Source organism: Paraburkholderia sp. 40, assembly GCF_050434105.1.
GTDB lineage: Bacteria > Pseudomonadota > Gammaproteobacteria > Burkholderiales > Burkholderiaceae > Paraburkholderia > Paraburkholderia tuberum.
The window spans coordinates 1,352,861-1,369,673 of sequence record NZ_JBNPVY010000004.1; the positions used below are offsets into that span (position 1 = coordinate 1,352,861).

Genomic DNA, 16,813 nt, shown 5'->3' on the forward strand with positions numbered 1-16,813 from the left:
TTTCTCATTCAAGGTAGGCGGTAAGGACGTAATATGGCATGCCGTTATAGGTTTCGTATTTCAGGACGACGAACACCTGGTTCATGCGCGTGAGTGTGCCTGTTTCCCGCGTCACTCCATATCCAATGTCGCCTGAGACGACTTTGGTTACCATGATCGTCGCGCTTCGAGTCGAAGACTGCGCCCACGTCCTGATTCTTCCAGCATTGGCATCCACTGCTTCAGAAATGGCACGTTCGGCCTGCTCGAGATTTGTAAATGACGACACGATGTCTCGCCCGGACTCGCGTTTCAGCCGCTCCCTGAGCCATGCTTCGTTCTTACCAACATGCTTCTGGAGCGTGTGCCCTCCGAGCCTTGGATTGAGCGCTTTCGCCTCGTGCATTTGCAGATGGATCCGGCCCATCGTAACGCTGGCCGCACGTGCTGCCTTGATCGAGCCAGCAAAGCCGAACGGCACGGCCATATCGATAGACAGGCCGATCTGGTCTGCCCTGTCAGGGCTGACCCGCATCGCCTCTGCCAGCTTCGCCGTGCCGTGCTGAGTCAAGGTGGCGGTATCGCGCCCTGTCCAGACCTGACGCAGGCCCGCCGCGGCCGTGTCCGAACCATGCGCCCCGAACACTACACATCCGGCCTTGCTTGCCATCGTCGGTTCGGGCAACACGCACAGCGCTGCCGCTCCAGCCATTTCAAGCACCCCGCCGACAACCTGCAAACCGCCCCACAGACGGTTGGAAAGCATTTCGGTGGGGCTAATCGAGTGGCGAGCCAGCACGGCCGACAGCTGCGGGGCGCTCAGCACCACGCGCACGCTGTCTGAATCCTGTTCATATGACATCTGAAACCTACTCCTGGTCGTTGGGACGACCACGCTAACCGTCGGCTTAGACATCGGATATGGGCGATGGATGATTCTTGCGTCCCATCGGTCAACGAAGATTCGGATACTGACTCGCGCTCGGCGAACGGATGGCCAACGCCGCGCGCCAACTCGAACGCAGCGGCGCCGATCTCATGATTCTCGCGACGAACACGAGCCGGAAGATTCAGTGCTGCCCGGCTTCGATACCGCCGCGTTGCATGACGAGGCGGCGCTGCAGTGGGCGATTGGAGGAGAGTGACGATGGGATCGAGGCCTCGATCCCGCGCGAATCGTGTTGCCTATTCACGCGCGCAGCATACGCAGCGAGCGCCACAAGCAAAACGTAGCGCCGAAAGTCAAAAAGCCCGCATGGCTTGCGCGATGCGGGCTTTCAACAATGCTTTGGTTGCGGGGGTAGGATTTGAACCTACGACCTTCGGGTTATGAGCCCGACGAGCTGCCAGACTGCTCCACCCCGCGTCAGAGAAAAAAGAGTATATCGGATCGCTGACACAACGTCAAATGTTGGCGCGAAATACATATCGAGTGCGATCGAGCAAGCGGCACATTCGCGCGGCGCGATGCGTCGCGCGCGCTCTATCTTTGGTCTCGCATCCTTCCAGGCGTGTCATCTCAGGTTCTCGGTATCCCGGCGCTTCGAAGGTCGCGGCTTCGCGCGAAGGGTTGAGCAACGCAATCGACCACGTCATTAGCACGCTGCAACGGCATCGCGTAATGGCGAATTACCGGCCCGACAATCTGCGCAGCACGCGACTCCTCGAGCGGCTCGGCTTCGAAAACGAAGGCCTCGCGCGTGCGTATCTGAAGATCGACGGCGCGTGAGCCGATCATGTGCTGACATCGCGAATCAACTCGCGCGACTGACGCCGATAGCCATGCAAGCGCCGCAGCGCGCCGCGCGGCCCGTGCTGCGCGACCACCGCCACAGCCTGAAACGCGACCGGCGCAAACACCAGCCCGAGCAAGGTCGCCGTCACGACGCCGCCGAACACGCCCGTACCGATCGACCGGCGGCTTTCCGCACCGCCGCCGCTCGCCAGCACCAGCGGCACGACGCCCAGCAGGAACGCCGACGACGTCATCACGATCGGGCGAAATCGCGCGCCCGCCGCGCGTATCACCGCGCGCGTCAGCGGCACGCCGCGTAGGCTCAGGTCGCGCGCGAATTGCACGATCAAGATCGCGTTTTTCGCGGACAAGCCGATCACTGTGATCATCCCAACCTTGAAGTAGACGTCGTTCGGCATGCCGCGCATCAGCATCGCCGCAATGGCGCCGACTACGCCAAGCGGTACGACCATCAACACCGCGAGCGGAATCGTCCAGCTTTCGTATAGCGCGGCCAGCGCCATGAACACCGCCAGCAGCGACAGTCCGAGCAGCAACGGCGTCAGCCGCGCCGCCGCGCGTTCTTCGCGCGCCGCATCGACCCAGTCGAACGCGATGCCCGCAGGCAAGCTCGCCGCGAGCCGCTCCATCGCCTCCATCGCCGCCCCCGAACTGACACCGCTCGCCGCACGGCCGTTCAGATCGAGCGACGGATAGCCGTTGTAGCGCGTCAATGCGACTGGCCCGATGGTCCAGCGGCGCGTCGCAACCGACGACAGCGGCACCATCGCGCCCGACTGGTTCGGCACCGACAACGCCAGCAGATCGGTTTCCGTCATCCGCGTCGACGCATCGCCCGCCACCAGTACGCGGCGCATCCGGCCACCCGCCGGAAAATCGTCGACGTAGTACGAGCCAAAGGTGCTGCCGAACACGTCCGCAATCCGGTCGAACGATACACCGAGCGCGTACGCCTTCGCGCGGTCCACGTCGAGTTCGATACGCGGCGCGTCGGGCAGATCCTCGAAATGAATCGACGTCAGCGACGGATCGGCCTTCGCGCGCTCGGCAAGCTGGTCGCGGGCGGCCTTCAACGCGTCGCGGCCCAAGCCGCCGCGATCTTCGAGCCGGAACGTGAAGCCGTCCGAATGCCCGACGCCCGGCACCGACGGCGGCAATTGCGCCTGCACGTTGCCGTCGAGAATCCGGCTGAACGACCGGTTCAACGTGTCGCGCAGCGTCATCGCATCAACGCCGCGCTGGCGCCAGTCTTTCAGCGTGACGAATGACATCGCTACGTTCTGTCCGCTGCCCTCGAAACTCCAGCCGATCACGCTTGTCACGTTCGCCACCGCCGTTTGCATGCGCAAAATCGACTCGGTCTTTTCGACGACGGCGAGCGTGCGCGCCTGCGTCGCGCCGGCCGGCAACTGGATCATCACCTGCAGCTGGCCCTGGTCTTCGACGGGCAGGAAGCCGCCCGGCATCCGCCAGTACAACGCGCCGCACAGCAGCAGCAATACGGCATACACCGCGAGCAGCGGCCCGACCCGGCGCATCGCGGCGGCCGTCATGGCCCGGTAGGCGCGCGACGCGCGATCAAAGCCCTGTTCGAAACGCGTCGAGAGGCGGGCGGCAACGCCACGCAAACCGCGTCGCGCGTCACGCTGACGGACCGATTGCGCAGGCGCGCTCAGCAGGTTCGCGCACAACGCGGGCGTCAACGAAAGCGCCATGAAAGACGACACCAGCATCGACGCAATCATCGCGACCGCGAACTGCCGGTAAATCCCACCGACGCCGCCAGGAAAGAACGCCATCGGCACGAACACGGCGGTCAGCACCGCCGTCACGCCGACGATCGCACTGCCGATCTGTTTCATCGCTTTCAATGTCGCGTCGCGCGGCGCCATGCCCTCTTCGTCCATCACGCGATGCACGCTCTCGACCACCACGATCGCGTCGTCGACCAGAATGCCGATCGCCAGCACGAGGCCGAACATCGTGAACACGTTGATCGACAAGCCGAATGCGTACATCGTGACAAACGCACCCATCAGCGTGACCGGAATCACCACTGTCGGCACCAGCGCGTAGCGCAGATCGCGCAGAAACAGCCACATCACGAGAAACACCAGCAAGATCGCCTCGGCCAGCGTGATCAGCACTTCGCGAATCGCAACGTTGACGAAGCGCGCGCTATCGAACGGCACCTGAACCGCGACGCCCGGTGGCAAACGGCTCGCCAGTTCCGCGAGCCGCGCCCGAATCGCGTCCGATGTTTCGAGCGCGTTGCCGCGCGGCCCGAGTTGAATCCCGACCGTCGCCGACGGCTTGCCGTTCAGGCGCGACCAGAACGTATAGTTGTCGCGGCCGATCTCGACCCGCGCGACGTCGGCAAGCCGCACTGCCGAGCCGTCGGGGTGCGCTTTCAGCACGATCTGGCCGAATTCCTCCGGCGACAGCAACTGCCCTTTGACATTCACCGACGCGGTCAGCTGCTGGCCGTCCACCAGCGGCGCGGCGCCGAGTGCGCCTGCCGCGACGCTCGCGTTTTGCGCGGCAATCGCGGCGTTGACGTCGGACGCGGCGAGGCCGAATTCGCGCAGCTTCATCGGATCGAGCCAGACGCGCAACGCTTCGTCGGCGTCCCACAGTTGCGCGGAACCGACGCCCGGCGCGCGCTTCAGTTCGCGCATGATGTCGCGGCTGAGGATATCGCTCAGTTGCGCGGAATCGCGCGTGCCATCGGTGGATGTCAGCGCGACCAGCATCAGGAACGTATTGGCGGCCTTGAAAACGCTGATACCCTGCTGCACCACCTGTTGCGGCAAACGCGGCTCGACCTGCTTGAGCCGGTTCTGCACGTCCATCATCGCGATATCGGGGTTGGTGCCGGGCGCGAAGGTCGCCGCGATTTCAAGGTTGCCGAGGCCGTCGCTGCCGGTTTCGTAGTAAAGCATCCCGTCGGCACCGTCGAGACTTTCTTCGATGATGCTGCCAACGTTCGCATCCACGGCTTCCGTCGATGCACCCGGATAGACGGCGTCGATCACGATACGCGGCGGCGCGAGTCGTGGATATTGCGCGACCGGCAGTTGCGTCAACGCGAGCGCGCCCGCGATGATTACCGCAAGCGCCAGAATCCACGCAAAGACCGGTCGGTCGATAAAAAAGGCGGCCAAGGCATGCTCACGCGTGTAGGTTCGGTGCGAGCGCGACCGGCGAAGCGAACACCGGCGCATCGGCGAAACGGGCCATATGGAATGCATCGACCAGCTTGCCGTCGCGCATCGCGAACGCTGGCGAGCGTCCTTCCTCGACGAAACCGAAGCGCTGGTACAGAGCGATCGCGCGGTGGTTGTCGACGAACACGGTCAACTCCAGCCGACGCAGGCCGAGCAGCGTATCCGCGCACTCGACGGCCGCCGCGAGCAGCGCCGTGCCGACGCCGCGCCCGACGTAATCGTCATGCACGCAGAGACCGATTCCCGCGCAATGCGCCATCCGGTGCATGCGCGGCAACACGTCGATCATCCCGACTACGCGACCGCCCGCCTCCGCGCACAGTCCGAGCGTGTTCGCGGGCATTTTTTCGAGCCAGCTCCCAACCGTCGCGTTCGAGCGATACGGCGTCTGCAACGTGCCATGCCGCGCGCCGGGGCAGTTCATCAACGAAGTGATCGCGTCGAGGTCGGACTCTTCGCGGGCGCGGACAATCACATGCGCCGTGTCGGGTTTCAACGAGACGTTCATACGGCCGCCTCGATTTCCGCTTGCAGATGACCCATCGGCGCGCGTAAGCGGCCCATGAACACCGAGTCGATCAGCATGCCGTCGCGCAGCACGGCGCCGCGAAAGGTCGCTTCGTGCGAAAAACCGAACTTGCGATACAGCGCAATCGCGCGATGGTTGTCGGCGAACACGTTCAGCTCGAGACGGCGCAGCCCGTACCAGTTGTCGGCGGCATCGATCAGTTCGGCCATCAGCCGCGTGCCGACGCCCTTGCCCTGCCAGTCGTCGTGCACGCTGATACCCAGCCAGCCGCTATGCGCGCGACGCAGCGCGCCCGGATGCAGATCGGCCGAGCCGACCAGCGTATCGCCCACCAGCGCTGCAATCGCCATCGACGGCGCCGCGAGCTTCGCGAGCCAGCCTTGAGTCTGCTGCAAGGTCGGATACGGACGCATCGGGTTCTGGCGCATCACACCGGGGCATGAACGCAGCGCGTGGAGTTGCGCGGCGTCGTCCGGATGCAGCGGCCTGATGCTGATCTCGACCGGTTCGGCCCCGAACCGTGTCGTGCTCTCAAATATTGTCTTTGGTTCTGTCATTGTTATGGCGTTCAGTCTGTCATCGGAAACTCGCTCACAGCGTCAGTTCGAACGAGCGTGCCAGCAAGCCGGGTAGTTTCCAGCCGCCGGTCTGCCGCTCGCCCCACGTTCCATCGTTCAGCAGCAGTTCCGGCTGGGCGTCGAGACGTTCGAGTTCGCTCGACAGCAAACGGTACAGGCTGTCGTCGAAACGCATCGCGTCGACCGGCGCGACGATCTGCCCGCGTTCGACCCAGAACGTCGCGAAACGCGTCATGCCGGTCAACCGGCAATTCATCCGGTCAGAAAAATTCACGTACCAGAGATTGCCGACATACAGCCCGGTATCGAGTGCGGCAAGGATATCGGCGGCGTCGAGATCGCCGCCAGCCATCGCCAGCGACTCGGGCGTTTCGCTGGCGAGCGCGCCGTTCGGCGTCAATCCGTATTCGCGCGCGCTACGGGCGTTGGTCAGTTGCCCGGCGTTGCGGCCGTCGTGAATCAACGGCACGCTGTCGCGCTGATAACCGTCTTCGTTGAAGCGCGGCGTGATATTCAGGCTCAGGTCTTCGGTCATCGACACGCGCGGATCGAGCGCGACTTCGCCGCTGTGCAGCCGGTAAAACGGGCTGCGCGCGGTGGCGTTCGCGCGCGCGGAAAACCCGCCCCACGACGCCGTGCCGACCAGTTCCAGCATCGCCGACGGCGCCAGATACGTGCGATACCGCCCCGGCGACAACGCGCGCGGCGTGTGTCCAAGCACCGGCAAACGTGCGGCGGCCTGTTCTACCTTCGCGGCGAACACGCTGTCGTCCCAGTGGTCGCCGGTGTACGTGCTTTTGATCGCACGGCCGCTCGGGTCGTACAACGACCAGCTAAAGCTGAAGTTGCTGACTTCGTACCAGCCGCGACTGCCGCGCGACGACGAGAAGCCGCGCACCATCGAGCCACCTGCATAGAAGCCGACGAAATCGAGTCCGCGCGCGCTTTCGGTGGCGATCCGCAACAGTGCGTCGGGCGCGGGCAGCTTGCCGCTGCGGCGCGTCGATTGGGTCCATTGGGTGGCGTCGTACAACAGATGCGGGTCGTCGGGCGCATCGCGCAAGCCGTCGCGCAACGTATTCAGCGCATCGGCGATATCGCGCAGATCCGTCGCTGGATCGCCGCATACCGTGAAGCTCGAATACGCCTGCCTGGCGCCGTCGATCAGGCGGACGGTCAGTTTGCCTTGCGACACCTGGCCGATCTGCCGGACCTTGCCACCGTTGAAGCGGATAAAGTCGGATTGCTCCGCCGACAGCCTCGTCAACACCACTTCGTCGCCGCTGAGCAGCGTGTCGATCGCATCGGCGAGCAGCGCGAAATGCGCGTGCCAATCCGGCAACTGCGCGTTCGAGGCGAAATCGAAGCCGCTCGATGCATTGACTGCATTGGTTGTCGTCATCGCGCGCCTCCGAATACATCGACATGCGTGAACACGCACGGCGGCGACGCATGGCCGACGCGCACCAACTGCGCCGGTTCGCCTTTGCCGCACATCGACGTGCCGAACACTTCGCGCGTGCCGGCATTGCCGACCGCGCTCAGACTGCGCCAGAAATTCGCGGATATGCCGCGATAATTCGGTTGCTTGACGATTTGCGTGAGCTTGCCGTTTTCGATCAACTGGCCGAACTCGCAGCCGAATTGAAACTTGTTGCGGTGATCGTCGATCGACCACGACGTATTGGTGCGCATCAGGATGCCGTGTTCGATGCCGGAAATCATTTCGCCCAGCGTGCTGGTTCCCGGTTCGATATTCAGGTTCGCCATCCGGTCGATCGGCGCGCGATTCCAGCTCGACGCACGTGAATTCGCGACGCCCGCCATCTTTGCGCGCTGTTGCGACAGCGCGCCACCGAGCGGACGTTCGAGTACGCCATCGCGAATCAGATACTGTTTGCGCGCTTCAGTGCCGTCGTCGTCGAATGCGTACGACGCGGCTTCTTCTCGCAACGACGGATCGAATGTCACGTTGAGCAGTTCCGAGCCGTAACGGTAAGTGCCGAACATCTCCGGCTTCACGAAACTCCATCCGGCGAAGTTGCGTTCGTCGCCGAGAATCCGGTCGAGTTCGAGCGGATGCCCGATCGATTCGTGAATCTGCAACATCATTTGATCGGGCATCAGCAGCAGGTCGCGCGGACCAGCCGGACAGTTCGGCGCGGCCAGCAAGGTCAGCGCGTCGGTGGCGAGCCGCACGCCTGCGCCGTCGAACGCGTAGCGGTCCAGCACTTCGACGCCGCCTTGCGCGAGCGTGCCGTAATTGCCGCCGAGCGTGCGCACCTGCGTGTCGCCGTTCGCGTGCGCCGCGACGCTCATTTCCGGCATCACGAGGCAAAAGCGCTGGTCGATTCGCGCGCCGTCGCTGGTCAGATAAACCTGTTCGGTGCGCGTGATCTGCACGGATGCCGTGCGCTCGACGATCCGGTCGTCGATTTTCGCGGCGGCGCATTCGTGCGCGAGACGCGCGAGCCATTCGCCGCGCGTCGGCAGCGGCTGGTCGGCATTGGGCGAGACATACGCGCCGCTGAGCGCTTCGCGCGACACCGCGCGATGGTCGATCAGCGATGCGCCGGCGCTCGCCAGCGCACGTTGCGTCGCGATATCGAGCGCAGCCTGCAAGCCCCCGATGGACAGATCCGTGGTTGCCGCATAGCCCGCGCCCGCGCCGGCCCACGCGGTCAGCATGGCGCCGCGTTCGCGCTGCGTGCGCAGCGGCTGCGCGACGTCGTTGCGTACTTCGTGGTCGTCGATCTGTTCATCGACAATCCGTAAGGACCAGAACGCCGCATTGCTCTTCAACGCACGGGCGGCCTGCGTCCAGCGCGATTCGCTCATTGCAGTACCTCGGGTTCGTCGTGCTCCGGCGCGATCATCGACGCGGCGAGCAACGACTGCGTATAAGAATGTGACGGCGCATGCAGCACGTCGAGCGTGTCTCCCGCCTCAATCACGCGGCCGTTCTTCATCACGATCACGCGATGCGCCATCGCACGCATCACCGCCAGATCATGGGTGATCAATAGATAGCTTAACCGGTACTTCTTCTGCAAGCCCGCCAACAACTTAAGCACCTGTTGCTGGATCGACACATCGAGCGCGCTGGTCGGCTCGTCGAGAATCAGCACTTCCGGTTCGACCGCCAACGCACGCGCGATCGCTATCCGCTGCCGCTGCCCGCCGGAAAACTCGTGCGGATAGCGCAGCATCGATTCTTGCGGCATGCCCACTTCTTCGAGCATCGTCCCCACCCGCGCGCGGCGCGTGCGCGCGTCGATTTCCGGCCGGTGCACCTCGATCCATTCCCCGACGATCTGCTCGACCGTCATACGCGGCGATAGCGACCCGAACGGGTCCTGAAACACCACCTGCATCCGCGAGTACAACGCGCGGCGCGAGTTCGCGCCACGCAAAGCCGATAACGGCGCGCCGTCGATATGGATATGACCGGCGGCGGGCCGTTGCAGACCGAGCAGCGTCGCCGCCAGCGTCGATTTTCCGGAGCCCGATTCGCCGACCACGCCGAGCGTCTCACCGCGACGCAGCGTCAGATCGACGTCGTGCACTGCGCGAAACGTCGAACCGCTGAACAGCGAGCGCCAGCCTTTCGCGGCCGTCCGGTAATCGACCGCGAGGCCTTGCACCTCGAGCACCCGACGCGCGTGTGGTTCGATCGGCCCGATCTCGCGTTGCGGTTCGCTGTCGAGCAATCGCTGCGTGTAAGGATGCTGCGGCGCTGCGAACAGCGCCTGGGTCGTATTGGTTTCGACCAGCACACCCTTTTCCATTACCGCCACGCGTTGGGCGAAGCGGCGCACGAGATTCAGGTCGTGCGTGATCAGCAGCACCGCCATGCCGCGATCGGCGGCTTCCTGTTCCTGCAGTTCGACCAGCAGATCGACGATCTGCTGACGCACGGTGACGTCGAGCGCGGTAGTGGGTTCGTCGGCGAGCAGCAGGCGCGGACGGCACGCGAGCGCCATCGCGATCATCGCGCGCTGGCGTTGTCCGCCGGACAGTTGATGGGGGTAGCTGTCGATCCGCCGTTCCGGCTCGGCAATGCCGGTACGGCGCAGCAGTTCGATGCCGCGGGCGCGCGCCGCGTTCGACCGCAAACCCTCGTGCAGACGCAGGCTTTCGGCGATCTGCTGACCGATCGTGAACAGCGGATTGAGCGCGGTCATCGGCTCCTGAAACACCATCGCGACGGCGGCGCCGCGAATCCCGCGCATCTGCTGCTCGGTTTTCTGTAATAGATCGAAGCCGTCGAGACGGATCTGGCCGCTGGTCTGCGCATGTTCGACGAGGCGCAGGATCGACAGCGCCGTGACGCTCTTGCCCGAACCGGATTCGCCGACCAGCGCAACCCGCTCGCCGCGCCCGATCGTCAGATTCAGTTCGCGAACCGCGACCTTGTCGCCGAAACGGATCGAGAACGTGTCGATTTCCAGCAAGGGCTTGTGCAACGTTGCGTCGCTCATCACTTCCTCCCGCCGAATGCCGACCCGCGTGAACGGGCGTCGAGCGCATTGCGCAACGCGTCGCCCATGAACGTCAGCAGCAACAACGTGATCACCAGCGCGGCAAACGCAGATACCGAAATCCACCATGCGTCGAGGTTGTTCTTGCCTTCCTGAAGCAGTTCGCCAAGGCTCGGCGTGGGCGGTGCGACACCCAGCCCCAGAAAGTCCAGACTCGTCAGCGACAGAATCGCGGCGCTCATCCGGAACGGCAGGAAGGTGATCACCGGCGTCATGCTGTTCGGCAGCAGATGACGCCAGATGATCTGCCAGTTGCTCAAACCCATCGTGCGCGCGGCGCGAACGTAATCGAGCGAACGGTTGCGCAGGAATTCGGCGCGCACATAGTCGGACAGCACCAGCCAGCCGAACATCGACAGCAGGATAAACAGCAGCCAAAAACTCGGCTCGAAGATCGACGCGAAGATGATCAGCAGATACAGGTCCGGCATCGAACTCCATACTTCGATCAGGCGCTGCCCGATCAGGTCGGTGCGGCCGCCGTAAAAGCCTTGCAACGCACCCGCCAGCACGCCCAGCACGATACCCGACACCGTCAGCGCAAGCGCCATCAACACCGACAGCCTGAAGCCGTACAGCAATCGCGACAGCACATCGCGGCCGTATTGATCGGTGCCGAGCCAGTTGGTCGCGGACGGCGACGCCGGAAACGGCCGCGTCGCGAAGTAATCGATCGTGTCGTAGTGGTAGTGATTCGGCGGGTAGATCGCGAAGTTGCCTTTCTCAGTCAACTGCTTGCGGATAAACGGATCGAGATAGTTCGCGCGGGTCGGAAAATCGCCGCCGAACATCGTTTCCGGATAATCCTTCACGATCGGAAAATAGTCATGGCCGTCGTAACGGACCATCAACGGCCGGTCATTCGCGAGCACTTCGCCGAGCAGGCTCAGCACGAACAGCGTTGCGAACACGATCAGGCTCCAGTAACCGAGCTTCTGCTGGCGGAAACGCTGCCATACGCGTCGCCCAGGCGACACGGACACCGGCAACGCGCCGGGCGGCAGCTTATCGGTCCAGGCTGTTGAATTGGATGCGGGGGTCGACGAGGACATAGCAGACGTCAGCAATGAGTTTGGTCACGAGACCAATCAGCGTGAACAGGAACAGCGAACCCAGCACGACCGGATAGTCGCGGCGGATCACCGAGTCATAAGACAGTTGGCCCATGCCGTCGAGCGAAAAAAGCGTTTCGATCAGCAGGTTGCCGTTCAGGAAGGCGCCGATAAACGCGGCGGGCAGTCCGGTCAGCAAAGGAATCGCGGCGTTGCGCAATACGTGCTTCCACAGCACGTCACGCTTGGGCGCACCTTTCGCCCGCGCGGTCAGCACGTATTGCCGACCAATCTCTTCGAGAAACGTATTCTTGGTCAGGATCGTGACGATCGCGAAGTTGCCCACCACCGACGCCGTCACCGGCAACGCGATGTGCCATAGATAATCGAGCACCTTGCCGAACGCGCTGAGTTCGTCGAAGTTATCGGACGTGAGGCCGCGCATCGGGAAGACCTGCCAGAACGTGCCGCCGCCAAACAGCATCAGCAGCAGCACGCCGAACACGAAGCCCGGAATCGCGTAGCCGGTCAGCACCATCACGCTGGTGGCGGTGTCGAAGCGCGAGCCGTTGCGCACCGCTTTCGCGATCCCGAGCGGCACCGACACGATGTAGGTCAGCACGACCGTCCATAACCCGAGCGTGATCGACACGGGCAGTTTCGAGCGGATCACCGCCCACACGCTCTGATGGTGATAGTAGGACTGGCCGAGATCGAAACTCGCGTAGTCCCTCAGCATCTTCAGATAGCGCGTCAGCGGTGGTTTCTCGAAGCCGAACTGCTTCTTGATCTGCTCGATCTGCTGCGGATCGACGCCCTGGCTGCCGTGATACGCGTTGCCTCCGCCTCCGCCTTCGCCGCCGCGCTGCTGGCCGTGACGCAACTGCGTCATCATCTGTTCGACCGGGCCGCCCGGCACGAACTGCGTCACGAAGAAAGTCAGCGTAACGACGCCGATCAGCGTCGGGATCATCAGTAGCAGACGTTTGATGATGTAGATAAACATAAGCCCCTCACTTCGCAGCGGCGGTGTTGGCCGCAGCGGACGGCATCTTGCGATACCAGTAGCTGACGATCCAGTCCTCGCCCTGGAAACTGACCGGCGTCACCGACGGGTAGCCGAGCGCGCTTTTGTACGCGATCCGCGTATCCGGCGCGAAATATTCGGGCACCAGGTAATAGCCGTTGATCAGCACGCGGTCGAGCGCATGGGTCGCGGTTTCGAGTTCGTTCAGCGTGCTCGCGTGGATCACCGCGCGCACCAGCGCATCGACCGCCGGCGACTTCACGCCCGGATAGTTCTCCGAGCCGACCTGCGATGCCGATGCGCTGCTGAAACGACGCTCCAGTTCGGCACCGGGAATCGTCACGCGCAGATAGATGAACGTCGTCATATCGAACTCGAAGTTGTCGATCCGCTTCTGATACAACGCACTATCTATCTCGCGCATATGCGCATCGATGCCGAGCAGTTGCAGGTTGCGCATATACGCCAGCAGTACGCGATCCATGCCCGGCTGATCGTCGATGATTTCGATCGACATCGGGTTGCCGTGCGCGTCGCGCAACTGGCCGTCGCGCACTGTCCAACCCGCTTCAGCGAGCAGGCCGCGCGCTTCGCGCAGGTTCTCGCGCAATGTGTGCGGCGCAATCGTGTCGGCCTGCCTGACCATTGGACCGAACACGGCCGCCGGCAAACTCGCGCGATACGGGTCGAGCAGCGTGAGTTCGGCATCGGTGGGCACGCCTTGCGCGGCGAACGGGCTATCGTCGAAGTAGCTGTTGGTGCGCCGGTACTGGCCGTAGAAGGTCATCCGGTTCAGCCAGTCATAGTCGAACGCAAGTGCAAGGGCATGCCGCACCCGCACATCCGAAAACATCGGCCTGCGCGTGTTGAACATCAGCCCCTGCATCTGCGCGCCGTGATCTGGAAACAGTTTGCGCTGCAACGCGCCGTTCTCGAAGTTCTTGCCGATATAACGGCGCGCCCATTGCATCGAACTGTATTCGACCATCACGTCGGTATCGAGCGCTTTCAGCGACTCGAGCTGCGTGTAATGATCGTGATAGAGCTTGAACGCGACGCGCGCGAAATGGTACATGCCGCGCCGCGACGGCAAATTTGCGGCCCAGTAAGCCGGATTGCGACGGTAGACGATCTGCGTGTCGTTCTTGCGCTGCTCGATCAGATACGGGCCGCTCGACACCGGCGGCACATTGGTCAACTGATCGAACGCGATGCGCGTGCCGTTGGCTTGCATTGCCCACTTTCGCGAGAAAACCGGCAGGTCGCCTGCGATCAACGGCGCGTCGCGTTCCACGTGCCTGAAGTCGAAGCGCACCCGCGACGGGTCGAGCACCGTGGCGCGGCTGATCACCGCGAACTGCGAGTTGAACAGCGGCGATGCCTGCGGGCTGGTCAGCGTATCGAACGAATACTTGACGTCGTCGGCGGTGATCGGATCGCCGTTCGAAAAGCGCGCTCGCGGGTCGATATGAAACACCGCTGATTTGCCATCCGGCGCCACCTCCACGTCGTCGGCGATCAATGCGTATTCCGACGCGAGTTCGTCCCAGCTGCGCTGCATCAGCGTATCGAACATCAGATGCAGGATGTCCGGCGCCGGCGCACCACGCGTCAGGAACGGATTCAGCGAATCGTAACTTTGCGCTTCGTCGTAGTTCTGGAAGACCAGCGTGCCATCGGTCGGCGCATTCGGGTCCGCGTAATCGAAATGCGTGAACCCGGACGGATACTTCGGCGCGTCGTATTGCGCGATCGACGCCCTCGCGAACGCGGGCGCCGTCGTCAACGGCACGACCAGCAGCCCCGCGACGAGCGTCATCGCAACCCGCGCCGCGAACGCCGTAACGACGCGCGCGCGCGGGCCTCGAAACCTGTCGGTTGTCATCATGCGTGTCTGGACGCGCATCGGCTCGTAGCCGACGCGCGATGCTTCGAAACCGCGCGGGCGGCGGCGGGTAGCCACCGCTCGCGTGGTTCCGGGTTGAAGGCCGGAGGGGTATAAATTGCGAAGGCCGGAAGTTCGCGTCGAAGCTGAGCTTATTCGTCGTCGTTACTCGTCGTGGTTACTCGTCGTCGGACGGTGTGGTCTTGAACGAGAACTGAACTTCGCCGACATACGGCTCGGCATTCTTCTCGCACTTGTACGCCTTGCCTGCGGCAATCACGGCTTCGTTGAACACCGACGTCGGCGGCGTGACGCGCATGATCTTCACGTCGCTGACATTGCCGTCCGTACCGATCGTCAGATGCGCGATCACGTCCGCCGAAATACCGTCCGTCAATGCCTTGCGCGGAATCACCGGCTGCACCGACTGGCAATGACCGCGGCCGTCCACCACGCCATGCAGCGCGGGTGGCGCCGGCGGCGCGGCCGGTGCCGGAGCGGGTGCCGGCGCAGGTGTCGGCGACGCGACCGCCGGAGCGTTCGGAGCCGGATTCGCCGTGGGCTGGATCACCGGCTGCGGCGTCGGTCGCGGCGGCGGCGGCGTCGGGGTCGGCTTCGGTATTTCGTGCTTCGGCTGCGCTTTGGGCGGCGCCGGCGGCGGCTCCAGCTTCTTCACCTCGGGCGGCGGTGGCGGAGGCGGCGGCGCAATCTGCACGCGCATCTCCTTCGGCGGCGGCGGCGGCGGCGGCTGGAACTTCATGTGCGACACGCCCAGAATCACCAGCGCCTCGACCAGCACCGCAACGCCGATCGCCAGCTTCATGGGCATGCGACCGTGATGCGCCGGCGTCGTCGATGCCCAGAGTGCACCGTCCAGGCGGTTTTGCGGATCTTTCATGTCGATGGCCGGTGAACTCATGTCGTCGGGTTCGTGGCCAATGCAACCGAACTGATGCCCGCCGCGCGCACCAGGTCCATCACCTTGACGATATTCTTGTAGCTCGTGCCTTCGTCGCCGGCAATCGCGACATCTACTTTCTTCGAGTCGTGAACCAGACCTTGCAGACGCGCGGTCAGTTCGTCGGGCGTCACGGGCTTCGAATCCAGATAGATTTCATCCGTCTTCGTCACGCCGATCGATACCTTGATGGTCTGCTGCAACTGCTCGGCGGTGCTCGATTGCGGCAGGTCGAGCTTGATGCCTGCGCCCTGGATCATCTTCAGCGTCGCGAGCATGAAGAACACCAGCAGGAACATCATGATGTCGATCATCGGGATGATCTCGATGCGCGCTTTCTCTTCACCGCCGAGGTAATGGCTGCGATGGTTTCGCATGGTCCGTCTCCTTGAGTGCCGGCGTCAGACTGCGAAGCGCGATACGAGCAGCGACTTGATGAGGTCGAACTGGTTGACCGTCATCCGGATACGCTTGTTGAAGTAGTTCAGGAAGATCACGCAGATGATCGCGATGGTCAGGCCGCACGCGGTGGCCGTCAGCGCGTGACCGATGCCGCCCGTCACACCGTTCGGGTTCGCGGTGCCGCTGGTGCCGAGCACGTTGAACGATTCGACCATGCCGATGATCGTGCCAAGCAGACCCAGCAACGGGCCGAGCGTCACGGCCGTATCGAGAATCCACAGGTTACGGTCGAGACGCGGCAACTGGAACATGATCGTTTCCTCGATCTCGCGTTCGACCACGGCTTCGCTCTTGCCCTTCACTTTCATCGCCGACTTCACGAGTTCGCCTTGCACGGTCTGCTTGTAGTGCTCGGCCACTTTGGCGGCATCGTCGGGATTGGCTGCATCGACGAGTTTCAGGTCATGTTCGAGGGTCTTGCCGGCACGCACGGCACGCGAGAAGAACATCAATCGTTCGATGATGATCGCGATGCCGAGCAGGAAGATGACCGCGAGGAGAGGGATCAGACCCATCGACTGGATCGAGTAGTTAATGAGGGTATTCAGCACTGCGGACTCCGGTTAGTACAGGCTCAAGCGGCCGTTGAATAACGGTAGGTTTCGAGATGCCGGCTGCCTTGTGAGTCGCCGGCTAAAGGCCCGCCACCTATGCAAAGCCCGTACCAGGTCAGGCGACCGGTTTCTCCGTAACGAACGTCGCCAGTCCTTTACACAGGACGCTTTGCCTTTTATTTCATGGACTTGCCGAGCGCGACAAAGATCTCGCATGCCCGCGGCTTGCGTGGCGCCCGCGCACGCATATAGCAAAACAAATTTA

Annotated in this window: 14 protein-coding genes, 1 tRNA gene and 1 pseudogene; 2 read left to right on the plus strand and 14 right to left on the minus strand. The window is 63.3% G+C overall.

Going from position 1 to position 16,813, the window contains the following annotated elements:
• Positions 1-4: 4 nt before the first annotated feature.
• Positions 5-841 carry an RNase A-like domain-containing protein gene (locus OKW28_RS27810; RefSeq protein WP_429450436.1) on the minus strand — a complete coding sequence of 279 codons (837 nt, stop codon included), beginning with the start codon at positions 839-841 and terminating at the stop codon, positions 5-7.
• Between the two features lie 113 nt (positions 842-954).
• Between OKW28_RS27810 and OKW28_RS27815 the strand changes: the two are divergent.
• Positions 955-1,050, plus strand: a pseudogene (locus OKW28_RS27815) (aspartate racemase); the annotation flags it as partial.
• Positions 1,051-1,268: 218 nt separating this feature from the next.
• On the opposite strand, the gene OKW28_RS27820 reads toward OKW28_RS27815, so the two are convergent.
• Positions 1,269-1,345 (minus strand) — tRNA-Met (locus OKW28_RS27820).
• 204 nt (positions 1,346-1,549) lie between these two features.
• On the opposite strand from OKW28_RS27820, the gene OKW28_RS27825 reads away from it, so the two are divergent.
• Entirely contained in the window at positions 1,550-1,708 is a 159-nt protein-coding gene (locus OKW28_RS27825) for a GNAT family N-acetyltransferase (RefSeq protein WP_429450438.1), read from the plus strand.
• Positions 1,709-1,713: 5 nt separating this feature from the next.
• On the opposite strand, the gene OKW28_RS27830 is transcribed toward OKW28_RS27825, so the two are convergent.
• The 12 genes from OKW28_RS27830 to OKW28_RS27885 all read right to left on the minus strand — a co-directional run bounded on the left by OKW28_RS27830 (position 1,714) and on the right by OKW28_RS27885 (position 16,545).
• A complete protein-coding gene (locus OKW28_RS27830; RefSeq protein WP_429450440.1) occupies positions 1,714-4,899 on the minus strand; it encodes a multidrug efflux RND transporter permease subunit in 3,186 nt (1,061 codons plus the stop codon).
• A 7-nt stretch (positions 4,900-4,906) separates the two neighbouring features.
• Positions 4,907-5,470, minus strand: a complete 564-nt coding sequence (locus OKW28_RS27835; RefSeq protein WP_429450442.1) for a GNAT family N-acetyltransferase — start codon at positions 5,468-5,470, stop codon at positions 4,907-4,909.
• Entirely contained in the window at positions 5,467-6,048 is a 582-nt protein-coding gene (locus OKW28_RS27840) for a GNAT family N-acetyltransferase (protein ID WP_429450444.1), read from the minus strand. The genes OKW28_RS27835 and OKW28_RS27840 overlap by 4 nt, the downstream gene beginning before the upstream one ends.
• Before the next feature lie 34 nt (positions 6,049-6,082).
• Positions 6,083-7,471: a TldD/PmbA family protein gene (locus OKW28_RS27845; RefSeq protein ID WP_429450446.1), complete on the minus strand. Its 1,389-nt coding sequence runs from the start codon at positions 7,469-7,471 to the stop codon at positions 6,083-6,085.
• The gene (locus tag OKW28_RS27850) at positions 7,468-8,907 is read right to left on the minus strand and encodes a TldD/PmbA family protein (RefSeq protein ID WP_429450448.1); all 1,440 of its coding nucleotides are present in this window, start codon (positions 8,905-8,907) and stop codon (positions 7,468-7,470) included. Before OKW28_RS27850 ends, OKW28_RS27845 begins: the two co-directional genes overlap by 4 nt.
• Complete coding sequence (locus tag OKW28_RS27855) at positions 8,904-10,550, minus strand: ABC transporter ATP-binding protein (RefSeq protein ID WP_429450450.1); 1,647 nt, start codon at positions 10,548-10,550, stop codon at positions 8,904-8,906. The genes OKW28_RS27850 and OKW28_RS27855 overlap by 4 nt, the downstream gene beginning before the upstream one ends.
• Positions 10,550-11,662: an ABC transporter permease gene (locus OKW28_RS27860; protein WP_429450452.1), complete on the minus strand. Its 1,113-nt coding sequence runs from the start codon at positions 11,660-11,662 to the stop codon at positions 10,550-10,552. The genes OKW28_RS27855 and OKW28_RS27860 overlap by 1 nt, the downstream gene beginning before the upstream one ends.
• The gene (locus tag OKW28_RS27865; protein ID WP_429450454.1) at positions 11,616-12,668 is read right to left on the minus strand and encodes a microcin C ABC transporter permease YejB; all 1,053 of its coding nucleotides are present in this window, start codon (positions 12,666-12,668) and stop codon (positions 11,616-11,618) included. Before OKW28_RS27865 ends, OKW28_RS27860 begins: the two co-directional genes overlap by 47 nt.
• Before the next feature lie 7 nt (positions 12,669-12,675).
• Entirely contained in the window at positions 12,676-14,574 is a 1,899-nt protein-coding gene (locus OKW28_RS27870) for an extracellular solute-binding protein (protein ID WP_429454472.1), read from the minus strand.
• 178 nt (positions 14,575-14,752) lie between these two features.
• Positions 14,753-15,493 carry an energy transducer TonB gene (locus tag OKW28_RS27875; RefSeq protein WP_429450456.1) on the minus strand — a complete coding sequence of 247 codons (741 nt, stop codon included), beginning with the start codon at positions 15,491-15,493 and terminating at the stop codon, positions 14,753-14,755.
• Positions 15,490-15,909, minus strand: a complete 420-nt coding sequence (locus OKW28_RS27880) for an ExbD/TolR family protein (protein ID WP_121320625.1) — start codon at positions 15,907-15,909, stop codon at positions 15,490-15,492. The genes OKW28_RS27875 and OKW28_RS27880 overlap by 4 nt, the downstream gene beginning before the upstream one ends.
• 24 nt (positions 15,910-15,933) lie before the next feature.
• On the minus strand, positions 15,934-16,545 hold the full coding sequence (locus OKW28_RS27885) for a MotA/TolQ/ExbB proton channel family protein (RefSeq protein ID WP_429450458.1): 612 nt from the start codon (positions 16,543-16,545) through the stop codon (positions 15,934-15,936).
• Positions 16,546-16,813 lie beyond the last annotated feature (268 nt).

Excerpts from the sequence above, each read along its gene's own strand:
- OKW28_RS27835 (WP_429450442.1), bottom strand. The coding sequence starts at position 5,470 with ATGAACGTCTCGTTGAAACCCGACACGGCGCATGTGATTGTCCGCGCC.
- OKW28_RS27865 (WP_429450454.1), bottom strand. The coding sequence starts at position 12,668 with ATGTTTATCTACATCATCAAACGTCTGCTACTGATGATCCCGACGCTG.
- OKW28_RS27870 (WP_429454472.1), bottom strand. The coding sequence starts at position 14,574 with ATGACAACCGACAGGTTTCGAGGCCCGCGCGCGCGCGTCGTTACGGCG.
- OKW28_RS27845 (WP_429450446.1), bottom strand. The coding sequence starts at position 7,471 with ATGACGACAACCAATGCAGTCAATGCATCGAGCGGCTTCGATTTCGCC.
- OKW28_RS27880 (WP_121320625.1), bottom strand. The coding sequence starts at position 15,909 with ATGCGAAACCATCGCAGCCATTACCTCGGCGGTGAAGAGAAAGCGCGC.
- OKW28_RS27860 (WP_429450452.1), bottom strand. The coding sequence starts at position 11,662 with ATGTCCTCGTCGACCCCCGCATCCAATTCAACAGCCTGGACCGATAAG.
- OKW28_RS27850 (WP_429450448.1), bottom strand. The coding sequence starts at position 8,907 with ATGAGCGAATCGCGCTGGACGCAGGCCGCCCGTGCGTTGAAGAGCAAT.
- OKW28_RS27810 (WP_429450436.1), bottom strand. The coding sequence starts at position 841 with ATGTCATATGAACAGGATTCAGACAGCGTGCGCGTGGTGCTGAGCGCC.
- OKW28_RS27855 (WP_429450450.1), bottom strand. The coding sequence starts at position 10,550 with ATGAGCGACGCAACGTTGCACAAGCCCTTGCTGGAAATCGACACGTTC.
- OKW28_RS27875 (WP_429450456.1), bottom strand. The coding sequence starts at position 15,493 with ATGAGTTCACCGGCCATCGACATGAAAGATCCGCAAAACCGCCTGGAC.
- OKW28_RS27840 (WP_429450444.1), bottom strand. The coding sequence starts at position 6,048 with ATGACAGAACCAAAGACAATATTTGAGAGCACGACACGGTTCGGGGCC.